A 19846-nucleotide genomic window follows, 5' to 3' on the forward strand; every position below is an offset into this window, starting at 1 on the left:
GTTGCATACGCGTTACGCACCCGTGCGCCGGTCGCCGACAACCAAAGCAAGCTTTGATCTCGCTGCCCCTCGACTTGCATGTGTTAAGCCTGCCGCTAGCGTTCATCCTGAGCCAGGATCAAACTCTCCATTGTATAAAATGTTTTGTTATAAATCTTTAGCTCAAATCTCAAAGGTATTGTTTGAAATCACTCTCTTGCGAGAGTGGGAAAACTTTAGCTGCTCAAATACTTCAAAGAACGCCGTTCGATATATTGCTATAAAGAACAATTCTTTACTTTTTGTCGGGCTCGACCTTTCGGCTTTTGCCCGGAGTTCTGCCCGCTGGTTTTCAGCGGAAAGTGGTGCAAAGGTAAGTGTTATTTTTTGAACCACCAAATCTTTTTGAAAGATTTTTTCTGAAATTTTCAGAACCTTTTTTCTCATCGGCCTTGCGGTCGATTCGGGTTGCAAAGGTAAGAACTTATTTCCGAAGTTCCAAATCTTTTTTCGAAGATTTTTCAGAATTTTGTCAGAACCTTTTTTGTATCGCTCGCGCCGGTCTTTCAACCGAAGCGGGTGCAAAGGTAAGGACCTTTTCCGAATCTGCAAATCTTTTCTTAAAGATTTTTCAAAATTTTTCAGAACCTGTTTTTGCCGCTTCAGGAGGTGTTTCTCTCTCGAAGCGGGTGCAAAGATAAGAGCTTTTTCGGGACACTTCCAAATATTTCAAGGACTTTTTTTCGACAATTTTCACTGCAAATTCACAGCCACTTCACAACCAGCAAGTTAGTTATGAAATATTTTTAATATCTTTGAGGCACCAAAAGGAGACATGAAATGAGACGACCTTTGCTATATATAGGTATGCTTGCGGCAATGGCTTCATGCAGCCGCAGAGAGCCCGCACTGCAAACGGGCGACTTGTTGTTTCAGGCGGGCAAACAGACAGAGATGGCGGGTGCGATTACCGCAGCCACGGGGCATGCGGAGGCTTTGAACTATACGCATGTCGGGATTGCCGTCTGTGCGCCGGGTGCGGACTCCGTACTCGAGGCAACCACAGGCGGGGTCCGCATTGTACCGCTGGAGCGTTTTCTTGCCGACGCGGGGGATAAGGAGAACCAGCCCCTGGTCGTAGCGATGCGGCTGCGCGACACGAGCGGGCTGGCTACGTCCGTACTCCGGGCCCGCAGCTGCATCGGACTACCCTACGACTACTCGTTTCGTCCGGACAACGGACGGCTCTACTGCAGCGAGCTGGTTTGGGAGAGTTTCCGCCGTGAGGACGGCAGCACGGTATTTCCCGCCCGGCCGATGAACTTCCGGGCTGCCGACGGCACAATGCCCTGTTACTGGGTCGAGCTCTTCGAGAAATTGGGTGAACCAATCCCCGAAGGGGTGCCGGGCACCAATCCGAACGAGATGGCCCGTGATCCGCAGCTGCGGGAGATCGGGCGCTGGTTCTGATATTACCGGGCGCCAATACTGCTATTCACCTGTTCGCACGCGGCAACCGTCGACAAAGCAAGGGCATCGGATACAGGTCCGGTGCCCTTATTATTTGGGTAATAATGCCAAAATCGGTACGGGAACAGACAGAGCCATCCAAAGCCTGAAGCCGGCCGTACAAGGGCCCGGCACGGCAGACACAAAACGAGCGCCGATCAAGGGCGCCCCCATCAAACGAAAGAGGCTTTCACAAAAGTGCTCCCAGCAGGCCATGCCGGGACAGGACCTATACTGCCATTGCACAGTTTACCTACAGCCGCAAAAAAACGAACCGCACCTTTCGGTGCGGTTCGCCGTAGAATCGCCTTGTAGTTTCAATTAGAACTGCATGATGGCACGAACCTTGTTGCTACCTTGTAAAGCAGGTTCTACTGCAGTAAGAGAGCCCATGCTGGTATTGCAAGTGTAGATCCAGTTATCTACACCAACCACATTCGAGCACCAATACGTACCCGACATACGTGTACCATTAGCAGTCAGAGCATTCTTAATGTTAGAATATGCATTGACCAACGTATTCATTTCGGTGGAAGAGGGAAGATACCATCCATTACCAAGTGCGTTACATACCTGGAATGCAGGATAGGAAGCAATCTGACCACTCGTCAAGACAGCGCTCATGTTCAGAGAACCATCGGCATTGCCAAGACCGGCGATAATATCATCCGAATCGGTCGGGCCCCAAGTCGTGCCTGCCGATGCGTCATCCAAATCAACAACATAACCCGACGTGCCACCATCTGATACGGCATATACAACACCTTCAGCAGCATCTGCATTGGGATAGAGATCACCGACCTTGTAGACCGTCGTCGTAAGGGCGAAGTTGGCACCTACAGTGGTAATCATTCCAGCCTGAACCGTTACGGAAGTATTACGGGTCTTGGTATAGGTCTGCGTGGGGTTAGAACCCGTCTTATAGGAGAGCGTAAGCGTCAGATCGGGATAGCTGCCGGCAGGAACAACGATATAGTAATCCTGAGCCGTCGTCGAAATCTGCTCACCGCACTGCAACGTCACGGATGTGTACGCCGTCTGCCAGGTGATCGTCGGATCGCTCGTACCCGAGAAAGTAAGACTTCCCGTACCGGCCAGCGGTTTCAGCGAAGCATTGGACAACGTAATGCCATTCAGAATGGTACCCGTAGCATCGGCACTCACCTTAACAACGATAACACCGCAGACATTCTTGAACTGCATGTTCGAAAGATCGGTACCAACAGCAACCATCGGGTTAACGTTGTTGCTGAAGTTGGCATAATCGTTCCAGTTCTGGTTCTGAGGCAGCACAATATTGCCATTGGAATTTGCAGGATAAACGGCCTTGTAGATCGACGAAGCCGTACCCTTCACACCGGCACCCTGCGGAACCGTAAAGGTTGCATTCGACGTACCGGCGCCGTCGGTCAGCGAGAAAGTCACCGGCGAGGTCGTCACATCACTCCATACCGAAATCTCGTCTCCTTCGGACCAAACCACCGACGTGCCGTTCAGGGTAGTACGCGTCGACGGCAGACCGGCACCGAGTTCCGTATAGGTTTTCACCTCGCCAGCGGGTGTAACGTTGTCCGTCTTGTCCGAAGAGCAGCCGACAAACAGCAATGCTGCAAGAGCGGCTGAAGAAAACATAAGTAATTTTTTCATGGAATTACAATTTTTACATTTAGTATTAGTTCCACTCACCATCTTCATCAGCATAACCGAAGTCTTCGGTCTTCGCTCCGGTTTCATAGGATACAGCGAAACCTGCCTCTACGGTCACATCGAGAATCTCGATTTCGGGGGCTACATAAGCCCGTGCGGTTTTCATAAACATAGTTGATTATTAATTTAAGTTGTTCTACTTACATATTCGTATGACGTGGCAAAGGTAAGCCTTACTTTCCAATTAACCAAACAAAAACCGACGAAATCATCCTTTTTTTCAACAAAATGGGTCAGAAAGACAATAAATGCGGTCTATCGACCAGTAAAAGCGCCATATGGGACAATATCATTTTATTAAAAAATTGTAAAACACCGACACAAGCGACAGCACAAACGGTTCATATTTTCGAAGAAAACAACCGATGCAGTCGCAAAGTTCCAAAAAGCAACGGAAAAGGGCCAGACAAGAAGCCTTGTCCGACCGCAACAGGGAACCGTGCAGAGAGCCGCAGCAGGAAGCCGTGCAGAGAGCGGCCATATTGACAAAATGCGGCAAAGAGCCTGAAAATACGAGTCCCCCAAAGATGATGCAACGGCAGAAGCCTGCCGGTCAGTCCTGAATACCAGAGCCCTGCGGCAGGGACAGGCATAAAAAAAACGGACCGCACCCTCGGGTGCGGTCCGCACAGGATCGCCTTGTAGTTTACAATTCAGATCAGAACTGCATGATGGCGCGCACGGCGTTGCTGACCGTACTCTGCTGTGCAGGAGCGACCGTCGCAACGGCTCCCGTATTGGAATTGTAATAGTAGATCACGTTGCGGAAGCCCGTCACGTTCGAACACCAGTAACCGTCGGCCTCCATCTGCGTACCGGCCGTCGAAAGGGCATTGCGGATATTCGAATAGCTGTTCACCAGCGTCGACATCTCCGTCGAGGAGGGCAGGTACCACGTTCCGTTGGGCGTCAGGTCGTAGCAGGCCTGGAAGGCCGGATAGCTCGAAAGCGCACCCGCGTTGACCACAGCCTGCTGGTTCAGCTGGCCGTTCGCATTGGCCAGACCGTTGATGATCGAACTGTAGTCCGTGGGCCCCCACTGCGTACCGGCGGCCGCCGTGTCGTTCAGCGCCACGACATATCCCGACGTGCCGTTGTCCGAAACGGCAAAGACCACGCCTTCGGGAGAATCCGAGTTCGGATAGAGGTCACCGACCTGGTAGACGGTGGTCGTCAGCGAGATGTTGGCACCGATGTAGGTGATGTTTCCGGCCTGCACAGTCACCGACGAGCTGCGGGTCTTCGTATAGGTCTGCGTGGGGTTCGAACCGGTCTTGTAGGAGAGCGTGAGCGACAGATCGGGATAGCTGCCCGCCGGAACCACGATGTAGTACTCCTGTGCCGTCGTCGAAATCTCCTCGCCGCACTGCAGCGTCACGGAGGTGGCTGCCGTCTGCCAGGTGATCGTCGGGTCGTTCGTGCCGGAGAAGGTCAGCCGGCCCGTGCCGGCCAGCGGCTTGAGCGAATTCGACGCCAGCGTGATGCCGTTCAGTATGGTACCCGTCGCATCGGCCTGCACCTTCACGACCACGATGCCGCAGACGTTCTTGAACTGCATGTTCGACAGATCGGTGCCCACGGCGACCATCGGATTCACGTTGTTGCCGAAATTGGCGTAGTCGTTCCAGCTCTGAAGCTGCGGGATTTCGATATTGCCGTTGACGTTGGCCGGGTAGACGGCCTTGTAGATCGACGAGGAGGTGCCCTTGACACCGGCACCGGCCGGCACCGTGAAGGTCGCACTGGCCGTACCCTCACCGCTCGCCAGCGAGAAGGTCACCGGCGAGGTCGTCACGTCGCTCCAGACCGAAATCTGGTCGCTGGCGGACCAGACGACCGACGTACCGTCGAGCGAGGTGCGCGTTGCGGGGAGCACGGCCCCCAGCTCCGTATAGGTCTTCACCTCACCGGCGGGTGTTGCATTTTCCGTATCGCCGTCCGAGGAACAGCCGACAAACAGCAACGCCGCAAGGGCTGCTGAAGAAAGTATCGTCAATGTTTTCATGATCGTACAAGTTTCTGATTTCGATTTTACTGCCATTCTCCTTCCTGATCGTAGGTGCTGTCCGTACCAAAGTTGTTCGTGTTGGCGCCGGTTTCGTTCGACACGGCGAATCCGGCTTCAACGGTCACGTCGAGAATCTCGACATCGGGAGCCACATAGGCTCGGGTGCTTTTCATAAACATAGTTTCCAATAAGAATTAAAAGTTGTCCAGTTTCCGTTTACGCACGATCCGGCGAAACCGGCCCCGGCCGAGCGGCCGAGCGGCCGCACGCCCCCGCGGCAGGAGCTCCTTCCGACGGCCGCATCCGGAACTCCGGTACGGAGACGGCCGGCACAAACGCCGCTGCAGGCCGAATGCCGCGCCCGGCTTCCATCGGAAAGCGGTTTGCACGGCGCTTCGCCCCGCGGCGGGTTCCGGGATCGCTGCAGGCAGGCAGCCGCCTCCGGAACGGCAAAAGAAGGTTCCTATCCATCTGCATAACAAACAGGGTCGAGACGCAAGTCTCCCGAAAAACCGATAACCGGAGAGGGAGACCGAGACTCACCGATCGTTGCACCGCATCACAAGCAAATACCATGCTACAATGCCACGAAGCACACCGTCCGGAGCAAAAAAATTGCGACGGGAGATGAAATCCCGCCGCAAAAAGCAACCAATAAAAAGATTTACAGACAATTATCCAAGCAATCGATTTTTGAAAAAAAATTCTTCGTCCTTTTCTCTTCCTTCATTCACCGCTCCGCTCTTCCTGTTTCCCGGCCGCTCCCGCATCCAGGCTTCGGACAGGAGGGCCAAAACCGGAAGGGATCAAGTCAAGAGAAATGGGACCCAAAAAGACGGGACCGGGAAGAATGGAGCCAAAAGAGATGAAGCCGGGAGCAGTTTCCGGCCCTGCGCCGGGAAGGGATGCGCGCGGCGGCAGGAGACCGCAGGATTCAGACGATCCGTTCGACCGTAATGTTGGGATGCTCGCGCAGCAGGGCGATATACCGCTCCTCGTCGGCGCCGCCCTTGGCGCGGATCACCAGCGTGGCCCGGTAGATGACCTCCGCACCGGAGCGCTGTGCCTCGACTTCGTAGGAGATCACCGTATATTCACTCGTTTTCAGCGCATTGAACATTTCGTCGATCACCCCGCGGCGCGCAGCCGAGAAGACCAGCATCGTGCGCCGGCCTCCCAGGCCGCCGAAAACCAGCGTCAACACCTCCAGACCGAAGAGCGTCAGCGCCGTGGCCACCCCCGCGACGAGGTACATCCCGGCCCCGGCCGTCAGACCGATTCCGGCCGTGGCCCAGAGGCTCGCCGCCGTGGTCAGTCCCCGCACGAGCTGGCGGTGGATGATGATCGTACCGGCGCCGATGAAACCGATGCCGCTGACGACCTGCGCCGCAATCCGGCTCGGGTCGAGCCCCACGCCGGGCTGCGTGAGCACCTCGGCGAAGCCGTACTGCGAGACGATCATCATCAGGGCGCTGCCCAGCGCCACGAGAAAGTGCGTGCGGAATCCCGCATCCTTGACGCGGTATTCACGGTCGAGACCGATGACCGTGCCGCAGAGCCCGGCCACACACAGGCGCAATATGAAATTCCACTCCATCATCCAAATCCGGGAATCAAAAACAGTACCGCACCGCCGTTACCACACCTCCGTAACGTCGCCGCTCGTGATCGTCACACGCCCCAGGGCGGACTGCACGACACGGAACTCCAGCAGGCGCTCCGTCGCACCCGCATAGGCGGCCCGGAAGGCATAGGCACCCTTGCGGACCGTCTCTCCGGCATGCTCGCTCCAGACCAGCGGGTCGGTCAGTTCGTAACCGACCGTCCAGATACCACCCTGCTCCGACTCGAGGCGCATCTCCGCACTGCCGGACGCCGAGAGGTCGAATACCTCCTTCGAGACGGTCATACGGACCGACCAGGCGGCATCATATAATATATAGGTATTCCAATAAGCAGCGGAGATGTCGCAACGCAGCTCCCCGTCGTCCGCCGCAGCGAGGGTGGATGTCGAGCGGAGCGCGCCGTTGACACGTTCGGTCACCAGCCACGAAGCGCCCGGCTCGCCGAGGCCCAGTCCGTCGCGGAGCTCGAAGTCATAACGAAGCCCCGAGCCCTGCAACGACCAGTGGTTTTCGCCCTCGTCATAGACCCGGGCCCACGAAAAAAAGCGGGTGCAAACCTCCTCGCGCCCTTCGCTGGTCGTCTGCCGCAGCCACTCGTCGAAACCCGCCGCCACGCGCAGCGTCCCGACCGCCTCGGCATCGAGACCGCTCACCCAGCTGTAGATGCCATGTTCCGTCCCGGTTCTCCGGGGCACTTCGTCCCCCTCTTCGATCGTACAGGCGCTCCCGGCCAACAGCAGAAGCATCATACCGGCCCAAAAGCCGTGAAAGAGTCGTGCGCAATGCATAACCGTCATTTTTTGAAGTTTCCGAAACTGTATCCGATACCGCCCACAAAGAGACCGCGGGCCCCGATGCCCCACTCGACATACCCAAACAGGCGCCGCCCGACACGGATTCCGAACGGGGTGAACTGCCCGGTGAGGTAGGTGAAACCGCTGTAGCCGTCCATGTAGTACTTTTTATACCCCCACTGACAGCCCAGCTGCACGGCCGAATAGAGCTGCACCGACCGGCGGTTGAGCCACATGAAACGGGCGAAGGGCATCAGCGTCACATAGTGCTCGCGCTGGTGCGAAGCGACGCTGCGGTCCGAAGCGCGCATCAGGTCGCGCCAGTAGGCCGCATAGGAGAGCGAGACGCCGACCTCGATCGGGCGGGAGACACGATATCCGTAGACAAGGCCCCACACGCCGCTCGTGCGCAGCGGGCCCTCGTAATAGTAGCGTTCGGAGGGAAAGGCCTCGGGCGGAGGTGCGATCCACGCCCGTTCTTCCGTCAAGAAGGGAGACTCGGGTCCGCACCAGGCGTAGGCCCCGGCCTCGATGCTCACGGTGTGGAGCGCAACGGGATCGGCAAGCACGGGGCGCAGGCGGTAAAGGCGGCCCGTCCCGTCCTCGAAGAGCTGCGCGTGCCGCACCGAGCGGTAGATCATCGTGTCGCCGCGCAGCTCGACGCCGACGACCGGAAGTCCCGACGCGGGGGCGGATACGGCAGGGGGCCGGGCCGCGGTGCGGGCCCCACAGAGCAGTCCCGCCAGCAGAAGCAGGCAGCAGAGCGGTTTCATGGTCGGACAAGGTTGGTTCTCAAGACAAATATAGTGAAAAAAAGCCGGGATTCCTTGCACCGTGCAAATATTTTCGTAACTTTGCAGGCTGAGTTTAACCAATTAACTGTTTACGACAATGCCGAAAATGAAAACCAATGCCGCTGCGAAGAAGCGTTTTACCTTCACCGGCACAGGAAAGATCAAGCGCAAGCACGCTTATCACAGTCACATCCTGACCAAAAAGACGACGAAACAGAAGCGCAACCTCTGCTATTCGGGTATCGTTTCTGCGGCCGACGAGGCCAAAATCAAGAACCTGCTGGTCAAGTAACATCCGACCGGCGGAAACAGTATTAACCGGAGCGAAACAGCCCCGAAGAACGCGGGAGAACCGCGTCGCTGACAGCTCTTCAAAAACTTTACATTATGCCACGTTCAGTCAACGTAGTTGCGTCACGCGCAAGAAGAAAGAAAGTTTTGAAACTTGCCAAGGGTAACTTTGGTTCAAGGGGAAACGTATGGACCGTTGCGAAAAACACGGTCGAGAAAGGCTTGCAGTTCGCCTATGCGCACCGCCAGCTCAAGAAGCGGACATTCCGTTCGCTGTGGATCACGCGTATCAACGCCGCAGTCCGCGCCCAGGGAATGACCTATTCGCAATTCATCGGCAAACTCAACGCCAAGGGTATCGTCCTGAACCGCAAGGTGCTCGCCGACCTGGCCATGAACGAGCCGAAGGCATTCGAGGCAATAGTTAAGGAAGTTAAATAATCCTCCGCGGAGGATTTCGGCGGCGGACACTTCGGTGTCCGCCTTTTTTTCGTATTTTTGCATCCGGGCCGGGCCCCGCTTCCGCACCGGGAACGCCACAGGTGAGGCGGCGGAGCGACCCGGGCCCGACGGCAAACGGAAGCGTTGAACCACGGAACAGACGGCATGGAGAACTGGAAAAGGACATTCGGCATCATCTGGAGCGGGCAGTTCGTCTCAATCCTGACGAGCTCGATCGTCGGCTATGCCGTGGTCTTCTGGATGAGCCTCGAGACCGGCTCAGCCGAGGTGCTGGCCCTGGCGGCAATCTTCGGCATGCTGCCGCAGTCGCTCCTCGGACCGGTCGTCGGCGTCTACATCGACCGCTGGGACCGCCGCCGCACGATGATCGTCGCGGACCTCTTCATCGCCGCGTGCACGCTGCTGCTCGCCGTGCTCTTCTGGAGCGGACGCGCCGAACTGTGGCACGTCTACGTGCTGCTGGCCTGCCGCTCCGCCGGCTCGGCCTTCCACCGCCCGGCCATGCAGGCCTCGGTGCCGCTGCTCGCCCCCGAATCGGAGCTCACGCGCATCGCGGGCGTCAACCAGATCATCGTCTCGTTCTCCGACATCGCCGGACCGGCCCTCGGCGCCCTGCTACTCAACATCTCCTCGATCGGCAACATCCTGCTGCTCGACGTCGCGGGAGCCGTCGCAGCCTGCACGGCGCTGCTCTTCATCCGCATCCCCAACCCCGCGCGGAGCGACCGGCATCCCGACCTGTGGCGCGAGTTCCGCGAGGGGTTCGCCGCCATGCACGCCACGCCCGGCATGGGCTGGCTCTTCACGCTGGCCGTCGCCGTGTGGTTCTTCATCATGCCCGTAGGCGTGCTTTTCCCGCTCATGACGTTGCAGCACTTCGGCGGAGGGGCTGCCGAGATGAGCCTCGTCGAGATCGTCTGGGGCGGCGGCGCACTGTTGGGCGGCGCCATCATGGGCATCCGCCGGTACCCCGTCAGCCGCATCGTCCTCATCAACCTGATGTACCTGCTCGTCGGGCTGTCGTTCCTCGTTTCGGGACTGCTCCCCGCCTCGGGATTCGTCTGCTTCACGCTGCTGACGGCCGCGGCCGGCATCTCGAGCAGCGTCTTCAACGCCTCGTTCGTCTCGGTCGTGCAGAGCCGCATCGACGCCGGCGTGCTGGGGCGCGTCATGTCGCTCTACTACAGCTTCGGGCTGCTGCCCTCGGCCCTCGGCCTGCTCGCCACGGGATTCCTCGCCGACGAGGTGGGCATCACGCGCACCTTCGTCGTCGCCGGGACGATCATCTGCCTGCTCGGCCTGGCGGCCTTCTGCATCCCGTCGGTCATGCGGCTCGACAACAGCCGCGGAACCGCCGGCAATCCGCAGCAGCCGGCTGCCGGCTCTTCCCGGGATACCGACTCACCGGAAGAGGTATCCGAAGAGTAACCGGCCAAAGGCCCGTCTTCCCTTTTCCGCATCGACCGTGCGGACCGCAAATGCCGCCCGCCACACGCTGCCCCGCCGTCACCCTCGCCACACCCCGCTACCACACCGTCACACCACCCCATCACCATCCCGGCTCCACCCAGTCTCCATTCCATCACATCCCGTCGCCATCCCATCGCCGCCCCGTCGCTGCCCCATCGTCGCCCCTTCGCTGCCCCATCGCTGCCCCATCGCTGCCCCACCATCCGCCACTCCGCCGTCGTCCGGAAAAGGCCATGACACAAAAAAGCGCCCCGACATACGGGGCGCCATTTCATATCGACCGGAAAGACCTACATGGTCTGTCCGTTGTACTCGATTTTCTGCGAAAGCGTGTTACTCTCCTCGTTATACGTCCAGGTGACCTTCACCTCGGGGCTGACGTAGTACGACGCGTTGTAGTCGCCGTAGCCGGTCAGGCGGGCGACAATCGTTCCGACGAGCACCTGTCCGGAGAACATGTAGGTGCCGTTCGAGAGCTGGTGGCTCATCTTCGTGGCCTGCATGGTCTGCGAGGTGCTCGTCAGCGAGAAGATCGACGGGCCGCCGAACGACCCCTCAACGGAAAAGTTCTTGCCCGCGCAGTCCGAATAGGCAATGCCGTTGGCCTCGGGACGCAGGCGGTACGAGCCGCTCCACTCGGAATGGATGTCCACACCCTTGACGTTCATGTCCATGGCAGCCAGCGACACGGTGTAGCTGCCGTCGCCGTTGGCATAAATCAGCGTCTCGCCGCCGTTGTAGAGAATCGCCTGACGGTAGGAGGTGCCCTGGTCGACCTCGGCGCCGTACTCCTCCATCTCCACACGCCAGGGGGCGATCATCGAGGTCTCCGACAGGGGCACATTGCCCGTCTTGACGATCAGCGCACCCGAGAAGTAGCAGCCGAAGACACGGTTGTCGGACGAGAAGGTCACCTTGTAGTCACCCTCCGCGCCGCTTCTGGCGATGGTGATGCTCGTCCCGAAGAGCTGCTCCTTGACATTCTTGTTGTCGCAGGTGATGCTTCCGAAATCGAGGGTCTCGCCCTCTGTCTGCGACTGCTTGTCCACCTCGGCGAGCAGAATCGCCAGGCGCATGCCGACATTGGCCGGCTGCAGGGCCAGCGTCGTCTGCAGCTGGCAGTTCTGATAGATGTTCAACCCGGGCAGGAACGGTTTCAACGCCTCGTAGCTGTCGTTCTTGTCGACGCAGCCCGTAAGGGCCACAACCCCGAGCAGCAACATTCCCAAAATTTTCTTCATGGCTTTTTATTGGATAAAGTGAATGGTTATTACGTTACATAAACGATGCAAGGCGCATTTTACTGCACGGCCTGCAAAAAAAATCGCATTTCGGCCCGATGGCCGCGTCAAAGGTACGAATATTTCACTTTTTTTTGTTATCTTGTGCTTAAATAAACATGTTTCACGGAACATGAGACTCAAACTTCTGTACCTTATGTCGATATTATCGCTCTTCGGGTGCGGCCGCAAACCCGCCCCGGAATATCCCTCCGACGTGCTGACGCTGCGCGACGGCTCGCAGATCACCCTGACCTTCTTCAAGCACGCCTCGCTCGCCATCACGGTGGACGGCAAGTACATCTATGTCGATCCCGTGAGCGGATATGCCGACTACGCATCGCTGCCCAAGGCCGACGTGGTGCTCATCACCCACTCCCACTACGACCACCTCGACCGGGCAGCGGTCGAGGCGCTGCTGACGTCGGATACCGAAGTGCTCTGCGACCGCACGTCGGCCGAGGCTTTCGAGATGAACTGCTACACGATGCGTCCGGGCAACGTCGCCGCGCCGCGCCCCTACGTGAAGGTCGAGGCCGTCGTGGCGTGCAACACGACGCCGGGACACCTGCAGTTCCACCCGCGCGAGCGCGAGGACTGCGGCTACGTCCTCACCATCGGCGGCTCGCGCATCTACATCGCCGGAGACACGGAGCCGACGCCCGAGATGAAGGCGCTGAAGAACATCGACGTAGCCTTCCTGCCGGTGAACCAGCCCTACACGATGACCGTAGACCAGGCCGTGGAGGCGGTCAAGGCGTTCCGCCCGGCCATCTTCTACCCCTACCACTACGGCGAGGTGGACGAGAAGACCGACATCGACCGTCTGGCTGCCGAGTTGGAGGGTGTGACCGAGGTGCGTATCCGCCCGATGGAGTAGCCCCGGAGGCCGGAGAGGGACCGGGGAGGAAACTCGGGAGGACCGCCTGAGAGAAAACGGGAGAGCCCTGGGAGAACCGGCGGAAAGGGAACGGCACGAGACCTGAAAGACCGCCGGAAAGGAAACGGTGCGAGCCCCGGGAGGACCGTCGGAAAGGAAGCGGGGCGAGACTCGGAAACACCGGCGGGAAAAACGGGGCGAGCCCCGGGAGGACCGTCGGAAAGGAAGCGGGGCGAGACTCGGAAACACCGGCGGGAAAAACGGGGCGAGCCCCGGGAGGACCGTCGGAAAGGAAGCGGGACGAAGCCCGGGAGGACCGGCGGAAGCAACCGGGCAGAAGGCAGCACCCGCCGACAGAGAGCGAGGGAGGCAGAATCCGGATTCTGCCTCCCTCGTTTTGCTGCCGCACCGCCTCGGAGCGGCGGCCCCGACTGCGGCCCGCTGCCGTCCCCGCTATTCGCGGATGCAGCGGATATTGCCGCCGATGGCCTCGTTCTGGGCGTTGTTGTTGCTTACGGCACGCGAATACCAGTAGAGCATGTACCCCTTGTAGCCCTGCGCCGGATAGTTGTGGTTATAGCTGCATGCCGACCAGTAGTAGCCGTAGCGTCCCACGTTCGACAGGCGTCCGCCATCCGTGCGGTAGCCCTGCGCGGGCCAGTAACCGCCGTTGTAGGTGCGCGACTGGTAGGCTCCCGTCTCGACCAGCGTCGTCTTGCCGGCGTCGGCCATCACCTCCTGATACCATCCCGGCACCTTGTATCCCGGCGGGCAGGGGTCGAACATCGTCTTGCGGTTCGTGCGGTTGACGAAATCGTAGCCCCACAGTTCGGCATACTGCACGTTGTCGTCGTTGAACCACGCCCCGACACCGCTCGTTCCGACCTGTGTCCCGTAGGTGATGAAGGTCATCGGATGGGCCGCGGCATACTCGACCGACTGCCCCGCGGCAATGGCCGCATCGTCGTTGCGCAGGGTCGTCCACCCCGTCGTGCGGGCCGCGTTGAAGACGCAGGCACCCTCCATCGCTGTCCGGAAAGCCTCTCCGTCGGGGATCGCCGCACCGTCGGGATTGACCGGCGCCGAAGCGGCGATGAAGGGGTCCTTGCGCCCCCACTGGTAGAAGAATCCGAACGACGCCACGTCGTCGACGGCCGTCGAGGTGGCCCCCACGTTGCGGTCGAGGAACTGATACTGGGGCGAGGAGCCGCTCACGAGCTTCACCGACGGATCGTCCGTCATCCAGATGTGCCAGCTCCACACGAGCTGCCGTGCACCGTCGAACAGGGCAATGACCGCATTGCCCCGCTGTGCGGAGGCTTCGAAGCGGATGCGTTTCGAGGCGGCATCGAGGACGACGTCCGAGACCAGCCCCTCGGCACTCGCCCACAACCAGTCGGCACTCCAGTCCGCACCGACGGCGATCGCCGCGTCGAAGAGTTTGCTCTCCTTGTCGCTGTTCGAGCTGACGCCGTTGCCGCGGACATCGGCGGCAAAGGAGTAGACGCCCGGCGCCGTCACCACGTAACAGTTGGCCGTCCCGGCGGCACTCAAGTCGGTAGCTGCGGGAGCCTCCGTGCGAAAGCTCTTCACCGCGAGGTCGCTGCGCGAATCGGCATCGGCCGCATAGGCGCAGAAACGGTATTCCGTATCGGGCGCGAGGCCGCTGACCTGCACCGTCATTCCGGCCCCGGCCTCCACCTCCGCAAACTCCGTCGGATCGGCCGCTGCGGCCGGAACGCAGGCCCAGCACAGACGCAGCGCATCAGCCGTCGTCACCCGGACCTCGGCCCCTTCGGCCGTCGCCGCAATGTCGCCCACGGCAAGTGACGGCAGGCGCAGCGTCTCGAAATCGTGCGTCACAACCTCACTTGCCACACCTTTGGCGTTCTCGGCACGGGCCTGCAGCGTATAGGCCGTGCCGGTCTCGAGGTTCTCGACGGTAAGCTGCACGGGGGCCGAGGCTTCACGCGACACCCAGGCCGACCCGGCGGGCGCTTCGCCCTGCGGCACGCAACAGTAGAACACCCGCACGGCATTCGTCGGATTCAGCGTAAAGCTCACCGCCCGTTTGGCGGGCATCACCTCCGCAATCGTGACGGAAGCCGGAAGCGGCTTTTCGGGATTGGGCTCCGACTTGCGGCACGAAGTCGGAAGCAGGGCCGTCAGCGCGGCCGAAAAAAGCACCAAGATTTTCTTCATATTCCTGTACAATTAAAAGGTTAGGCGTTCACCGCACCGTCGGCGCCGCCTTCAGGAACATTCGGAACAGAAAAAACCGGGAACGAGTCCGATCCTCACTCCGCCCGTTCTCCGCAGGCTTGCGCTCGACACAGGCAAAGGCAGGTCTTCTGACTTGTTTCCGGCGCGACGCCTTCCCGACCGCAAGGTCAGTGGCGAAAGATTGTCGCGACGACAGCCCGGAACATCCGGGACGAAACTCACAGCAGCGGGAACTGTTGCAGACTTGCACTGCATTCCCTTTTAATCCCTGCGGCCGCGCCGCGAGGGAACCGTTTGCGGGGCAAAGGTAGCCATTTCCGGCATATTTCCAAACATCCGTGCGAAAATCCGTCCTTTTCGCTCTGCTTCCCCGACATCGGGGAAAAACGTTCCCGCCGCACGGGCATTCCCCGCCCCACCCGATCCGCCGCAGCCAGCCACGTCGGCACGAAACCGTCACTGCAACGGACGGCAGGCAGCCGGCAGCCGGAAAGGGAGAGCGTGAGAAGCAAGGGAGGCAAGACCAGGCGGGAAGCATCGGAAAAGGCCGGAACGCGCGGGAAAGCGCCGGAAAAAGCCGGAAAGGATCGGGAAGTCGGGAAGTCGAGAAGCTGGGAGGCTGGGAGGATTCGGGAGGATTCGGGAGGATTCGGTCCGAGAAAAAGAGGGAAATGCCCTGCGGCACTCCCCTCTTCCGATAACAAACCCGCACGACGGCTACTTGCCGTCGGTTTCGGTCTTCTTCGGCTCGGCCTGCACCTTGAGCGAGGCAAAGCCCTTGACGATATTCTCGTCGCTGTTTTTCGAGGCGTCGTAGACGACGGTCACCTCCTTTTTCTGCAGATCGACCTGCACGTCCTTGATCCCCTTGCCGAGCGACGGCACGTTGTTCATGATCTTGTTGACGCAGTGTTCGCAGTCAATGTCGGTCGTGAAGACCGTCGTCACGGTCTTTTTCTGTGCGGCCGGTTTCGCCGCCAGGGATACGCCTGCGCCCAGCAGTAGGGCGAGGCAGAGCATTGCGATTTTTTTCATCTTGCTTCGTTATTTTAAGGTTTCGGTAATCAATAGAGGTTGAAGCGCAGACCGGCATAGAACTTCCGGCCCATGAGCGGACCCCAGACATTCATCGAGTTGAACTGCGCCGAATAGGGGTTCGAGGCGTTGAGGATCGGGTCCTTCTGCCGGTAGTCGGCGATGTTCTCGCAGCCGACGTAGATGTCGAACTTGCCCACCTTGCGGCTCACCTGCGCGAAGAACATCGGATAGCGCGGCGAGTAGCTGTCATCGGCCAGGTCGCCCGTCTGCGTCGGGATGCGGGCCGGGCCGTTGAGCTGCGCCGTAGCATCGAAGACCCAGCGGCGGAACTTCGTGGCATACTGGATGTTGAGCAGTGTCTTGTACTGGCTGACCAGCGGACGCTCGACACGTGCCATGCGGCCGTCGGGACGCCGGATCGTCATCTCGCTGTCCGTATAGCGGAACGTGGCGAAGATGTCGAGCCGCTCGACGGGCGACCACGAGAAGTCGACCTGATAGGTATCCGTATAGGAACGGCCGTCCGACGTGTAGAGCAGAATCTGCGTGGGATCGTACTCCTGGTCGGCCACCACCGAGTGGTAGAACTGCGTGCGGAAGTAGTCGAAGCTCAACGTCGCGTCGTCGGCCTGCACGAGCGTGAAGGTCTGCGTCAGGCTGCCGCCCAGCGTCAGGGCCTTCTCCATGCGGTCGAAATCGGCGAACCGCCCGTCGTAGGCCGGCACGCCGTCGCGGAACTCCACGAAGCGGATCTGCCGCCCCGTCGCGAGCATGCCGATATTGTCCGTGATGACGTTCGTCGAGCGGTAGCCCAGACCGGCCGAGGCGCGCAGCGTCGTCGTGGGGGTGATGTTCCACTTCAGGTGGCCGCGCGGCGTGAGGAACCAGCGGTCGTAGAAGGCGTTGTAGTCGCCGCGCACGCCCGCGACGACCGAGAGTTTCTCCTTCACGGAGTAGGTGTACTCGGCATAGAGCCCCGCCTCCTGTTCGTCGCGGTCGAAGTCATAGAGCTGCTGCGAGCCGTCGATCCAGGGCGTGCGGTTGTCGAGCCCCTCGCGGTAGGAGTCCAGATGGGCCTGCACGCCGACGTTCACCGACGAACGGTAGGAGAAGTAGTGGTTGTACATCAGATTGAGCGACAGCGAATTCTGATTGCCGTCATAGCCGTTCAGCCCGAAGTAGGCCTCCTCGTCGAAGTGGTCGAAGTCGGCGACGAAGGCCAGGTTCGAACGCATCTCGTCCTGCTCGTCGGCGTCGTAGACCGCCGGACCGACCGGCATGCCGATCTTCAGGTAGCCGTTGGCGTTGCGGTTGCGGATGTGCGATCCGTAGAGGGGCATACGCTCGCCGCGCTGCTCCCAGTCCCAGTCCGCGGCCATCGCCTCGCGCATCGAGGCCGTGTTCTCGTAGCCGAGCATGCCGCCCAGGCGGTTCTCCTGCACGAATTTCCAGCCCCAGCGCACCTGCGTGCCGTTGTCGGCGGCATAGAGCCACTTGTTGGCGACGTTGATCTGGTCCGACTTGGGCAGGTCGCGGAAGCCGTCGTGGTTGTGGTCCATCTTCCGGGCGTCGGTATCCATCGAGCCGTGCAGCAGGATGACGCTCGAGAGCTTCTTGTCGCGCGTCACGGGGAAAGCCGTCGAGATGTTGGCCTCGGGGCGCAGCTCGTCGTCGAGGTAGAGGTTCACGAAGAGCCGCTCGTCATCGGTCGGCTTGCGGTGCTCGAGGTTGATCTGGCCCGTGATGGCCTCGTGTCCGGCCGTCACCGACGAAACGCCCTTCGACACCTGGATCGAGTTGAGCCACATGCCGGGCGTATAGCTCAATCCGTAGGGGGCGCTCAAGCCCCGCATGATGGGGCGGTTCTCGTCGAGAATCTGCGTGTAGGTGCCGGCCAGACCCAGCATCTTGATCTGCCGCGCGCCCGAAATGGCGTCGCTGTAGCCGACGGTCACCGACGCCGAGTTCTCGAACGACTCGGCCAGGTTGCAGCAGGCCATCTTGCAGAGGCCCGCAAAGGAGATCATCTCGTTCTTGAGGATGCCCTCGCGCTTGACGAAGTTGCCCGAGAGGTTGCCCTCGACGACAACATCCTCCAGTGCCACGCCCTCGGCGCGCAGCGCCATCTCGACGTGCTCCGTGCCGCTCTCCACGCGGAGCGTGTCGTTGACATATCCCAGATACGACGCCACGAGGCGGTCGTAGTTCTTCACGCGGTGCAGCAGGAAGGCACCGTCGGCATCGGCACTCGCGCCGATTGTCGTACCGGCCCAGTAGACCGAGGCACCGACAAGCGGCTGCCCTTCCGTATCGCGCACGACACCGCGCACATCCTGCGCCGCTGCGGAGACCGCCAGCAGCGCAAAGGCCGAAACAAGGAATAGAGTTCGTTTCATGGTATTTCTTCTGTTTTTTCCGCGGACAAAGGTAGCGCAAACGGTTTGCAACCCGGTTGCAAACTGCCCCACCCCGCCGCAATCACTCCTGCCGCTTGCTGCGGCAGTCGGGACAGAGACCCGTTATGAGGTAATTGATCCGACGCACGTCGTATCCCGCCGGATAGCGGATCACCGGAACGTGCGTATGGTCCAGGCAGAAGGTGCGGCCGCAGGTTTCGCAATGGAAGTGGCAGTGCATCTCCTCAATCCGGCACGCATGGTCGTTGTGGCAGACGCAGTACTTCGTGGCGCCGCTGCCGTCGTCGATGACATGCAGCAGGTGGTGTTCGGCAAAGAGGGTCAGCGCACGGAAAATCGACGACCGGTCGAGACCGTCGGTTGCGGTCTCCAGGTCGGCCAGACTGAAGGTGTCACGGAAAGTCTCCATCGCCTCCAGCACCAGGATGCGGAGAGCCGTGGGACGTATGCCGTGGGCTTCGAGCACCTCTTCGCAATGCGAGTGACTCATGGTCTGCAAACTGCACGCTGCGTGAACAACGTGTCCGTCGGATGGTGAATGATAAATGAATGGTCAGGGAAAACAGGGACGTCATTCCGACATCCGGCCGGGCCGTACCCGGCGGACCGCATGCGGCGGTCAGCCCTGGACGGGCGGGGCGCGCAGCCCCGCACGGCAGACATGGCCGTCGCGCAGCGGGGGCACGTCGCGGCCGACCAGCCGGTCGGCACGGGTTTCAAAGACGGGAACGGAACCGCACGACGCCAGGATGGCGGGCGGCAGGGTCAGGACCGCGCAGCGCACAAGCCGCTCATGGTCCGATCCGGAACCGGTATAGAGGGCGATATCCGTCGAATGGTGGGTGCCGCAGCAGGGCGCCGTGATGTCGGCGCGTGCGGCGGGAAGGTCGTTCGTATGGTCGCAGCAGGTGCAGCCGGTGTGCAGCAGCGCCTCGCGCGGCGTCTTGCACTTGCACGTAAGGGAGACATACGCCGGCGTGCCGACCGCCGCAAGGTAGAGGGTCAGCAACAGCAGCGCTATGTATCCGCGGGGTTTCATTGCTCCAGTACGCCGCATTCCGCGAGGCGGGACATCCACGCCCCGGCATCGCGCCGGGCCGTCTCTTCGTCGACCTCGTAACGCTCCACGAGCAGCGAGACCACGTCGTCGAGGTCGAATTCGCGGCCGCGGAGCTTCTCCCACAGATAACGCGACGACTCGTTGAGCGCCACCAGACGCGTCATGTCGGCGCCGTATGCGCCCTGCACGACGACCACGTGTTCGCCGGCCAGCTCGCGCACCTTGTATTTGGGGTCAATCTTCATCTTTCGTGACACCGGTTGCTCCGGCATGCCGCAAATGTACGCAAAATTTCGGAAAAAGCCTAAT

19 protein-coding genes, 1 rRNA gene and 1 riboswitch are annotated in these 19846 nt (G+C 60.2%); of the genes, 5 read left to right on the forward strand and 15 right to left on the reverse strand.

Features of this window, described 5'->3' with window-relative positions:
* A 16S ribosomal RNA gene (locus Q1Y33_RS05380) occupies window positions 1–134 on the reverse strand; the annotation flags it as partial.
* Window positions 135–858: 724 nt separating this feature from the next.
* On the opposite strand from Q1Y33_RS05380, the gene Q1Y33_RS05385 reads away from it, so the two are divergent.
* Window positions 859–1449 carry a YiiX/YebB-like N1pC/P60 family cysteine hydrolase gene (locus Q1Y33_RS05385; RefSeq protein ID WP_300798751.1) on the forward strand — a complete coding sequence of 197 codons (591 nt, stop codon included), beginning with the start codon at window positions 859–861 and terminating at the stop codon, window positions 1447–1449.
* Between the two features lie 360 nt (window positions 1450–1809).
* Here the strand turns inward: Q1Y33_RS05385 and Q1Y33_RS05390 are convergent, their stop codons facing one another.
* From Q1Y33_RS05390 to Q1Y33_RS05420, 7 genes are all read right to left on the reverse strand, one after another.
* Window positions 1810–3135, reverse strand: coding sequence for a hypothetical protein (locus tag Q1Y33_RS05390; RefSeq protein ID WP_300798721.1), 1326 nt, complete (start codon window positions 3133–3135; stop codon window positions 1810–1812).
* Between the two features lie 25 nt (window positions 3136–3160).
* Window positions 3161–3301, reverse strand: a complete 141-nt coding sequence (locus Q1Y33_RS05395; RefSeq protein ID WP_300798722.1) for a hypothetical protein — start codon at window positions 3299–3301, stop codon at window positions 3161–3163.
* Window positions 3302–3853: 552 nt separating this feature from the next.
* Window positions 3854–5200 (reverse strand): hypothetical protein, encoded by a 1347-nt coding sequence (locus Q1Y33_RS05400; RefSeq protein WP_300798723.1) that lies wholly within the window; start codon window positions 5198–5200, stop codon window positions 3854–3856.
* A 26-nt stretch (window positions 5201–5226) separates the two neighbouring features.
* A complete protein-coding gene (locus Q1Y33_RS05405) occupies window positions 5227–5376 on the reverse strand; it encodes a hypothetical protein (RefSeq protein ID WP_300798724.1) in 150 nt (49 codons plus the stop codon).
* Between the two features lie 761 nt (window positions 5377–6137).
* Window positions 6138–6803 carry an MgtC/SapB family protein gene (locus tag Q1Y33_RS05410; protein ID WP_300798725.1) on the reverse strand — a complete coding sequence of 222 codons (666 nt, stop codon included), beginning with the start codon at window positions 6801–6803 and terminating at the stop codon, window positions 6138–6140.
* Between the two features lie 36 nt (window positions 6804–6839).
* Window positions 6840–7577, reverse strand: coding sequence for a hypothetical protein (locus tag Q1Y33_RS05415; RefSeq protein WP_300798726.1), 738 nt, complete (start codon window positions 7575–7577; stop codon window positions 6840–6842).
* Between the two features lie 44 nt (window positions 7578–7621).
* Window positions 7622–8395: a hypothetical protein gene (locus tag Q1Y33_RS05420; protein WP_300798727.1), complete on the reverse strand. Its 774-nt coding sequence runs from the start codon at window positions 8393–8395 to the stop codon at window positions 7622–7624.
* Window positions 8396–8513: 118 nt separating this feature from the next.
* Between Q1Y33_RS05420 and rpmI the strand changes: the two genes are divergently transcribed.
* The 3 genes from rpmI to Q1Y33_RS05435 all read left to right on the forward strand — a co-directional run bounded on the left by rpmI (window position 8514) and on the right by Q1Y33_RS05435 (window position 10597).
* The gene (gene rpmI / locus Q1Y33_RS05425) at window positions 8514–8708 is read left to right on the forward strand and encodes a 50S ribosomal protein L35 (RefSeq protein WP_019150987.1); all 195 of its coding nucleotides are present in this window, start codon (window positions 8514–8516) and stop codon (window positions 8706–8708) included.
* Between the two features lie 95 nt (window positions 8709–8803).
* Window positions 8804–9148: a 50S ribosomal protein L20 gene (gene rplT, locus Q1Y33_RS05430; RefSeq protein ID WP_295906966.1), complete on the forward strand. Its 345-nt coding sequence runs from the start codon at window positions 8804–8806 to the stop codon at window positions 9146–9148.
* A 165-nt stretch (window positions 9149–9313) separates the two neighbouring features.
* Window positions 9314–10597, forward strand: coding sequence for an MFS transporter (locus Q1Y33_RS05435; protein WP_300798728.1), 1284 nt, complete (start codon window positions 9314–9316; stop codon window positions 10595–10597).
* A gap of 332 nt (window positions 10598–10929) precedes the next feature.
* On the opposite strand, the gene Q1Y33_RS05440 is transcribed toward Q1Y33_RS05435, so the two are convergent.
* Window positions 10930–11880 carry a hypothetical protein gene (locus Q1Y33_RS05440; RefSeq protein WP_300798729.1) on the reverse strand — a complete coding sequence of 317 codons (951 nt, stop codon included), beginning with the start codon at window positions 11878–11880 and terminating at the stop codon, window positions 10930–10932.
* A 196-nt stretch (window positions 11881–12076) separates the two neighbouring features.
* Between Q1Y33_RS05440 and Q1Y33_RS05445 the strand changes: the two genes are divergently transcribed.
* Complete coding sequence (locus Q1Y33_RS05445) at window positions 12077–12799, forward strand: MBL fold metallo-hydrolase (protein WP_300798752.1); 723 nt, start codon at window positions 12077–12079, stop codon at window positions 12797–12799.
* Window positions 12800–13252: 453 nt separating this feature from the next.
* On the opposite strand, the gene Q1Y33_RS05450 is transcribed toward Q1Y33_RS05445, so the two are convergent.
* The 6 genes from Q1Y33_RS05450 to Q1Y33_RS05475 form a co-directional block, all read right to left on the reverse strand.
* On the reverse strand, window positions 13253–15001 hold the full coding sequence (locus Q1Y33_RS05450; RefSeq protein WP_300798730.1) for a hypothetical protein: 1749 nt from the start codon (window positions 14999–15001) through the stop codon (window positions 13253–13255).
* Between the two features lie 121 nt (window positions 15002–15122).
* Window positions 15123–15332, reverse strand: a riboswitch (cobalamin riboswitch).
* Between the two features lie 407 nt (window positions 15333–15739).
* Window positions 15740–16057, reverse strand: coding sequence for a cation transporter (locus Q1Y33_RS05455; RefSeq protein ID WP_300798731.1), 318 nt, complete (start codon window positions 16055–16057; stop codon window positions 15740–15742).
* Between the two features lie 29 nt (window positions 16058–16086).
* Window positions 16087–18456 (reverse strand): TonB-dependent receptor, encoded by a 2370-nt coding sequence (locus tag Q1Y33_RS05460; RefSeq protein WP_300798732.1) that lies wholly within the window; start codon window positions 18454–18456, stop codon window positions 16087–16089.
* An 82-nt stretch (window positions 18457–18538) separates the two neighbouring features.
* Window positions 18539–18967, reverse strand: a complete 429-nt coding sequence (locus Q1Y33_RS05465; protein ID WP_300798733.1) for a transcriptional repressor — start codon at window positions 18965–18967, stop codon at window positions 18539–18541.
* A 129-nt stretch (window positions 18968–19096) separates the two neighbouring features.
* Entirely contained in the window at window positions 19097–19516 is a 420-nt protein-coding gene (locus tag Q1Y33_RS05470) for a hypothetical protein (protein WP_300798734.1), read from the reverse strand.
* Window positions 19513–19782 (reverse strand): PqqD family protein, encoded by a 270-nt coding sequence (locus Q1Y33_RS05475; RefSeq protein ID WP_300798735.1) that lies wholly within the window; start codon window positions 19780–19782, stop codon window positions 19513–19515. Before Q1Y33_RS05475 ends, Q1Y33_RS05470 begins: the two co-directional genes overlap by 4 nt.
* Window positions 19783–19846 lie beyond the last annotated feature (64 nt).

It is taken from the genome of uncultured Alistipes sp. (assembly GCF_949296715.1).
Classification (GTDB): Bacteria; Bacteroidota; Bacteroidia; order Bacteroidales; family Rikenellaceae; genus Alistipes.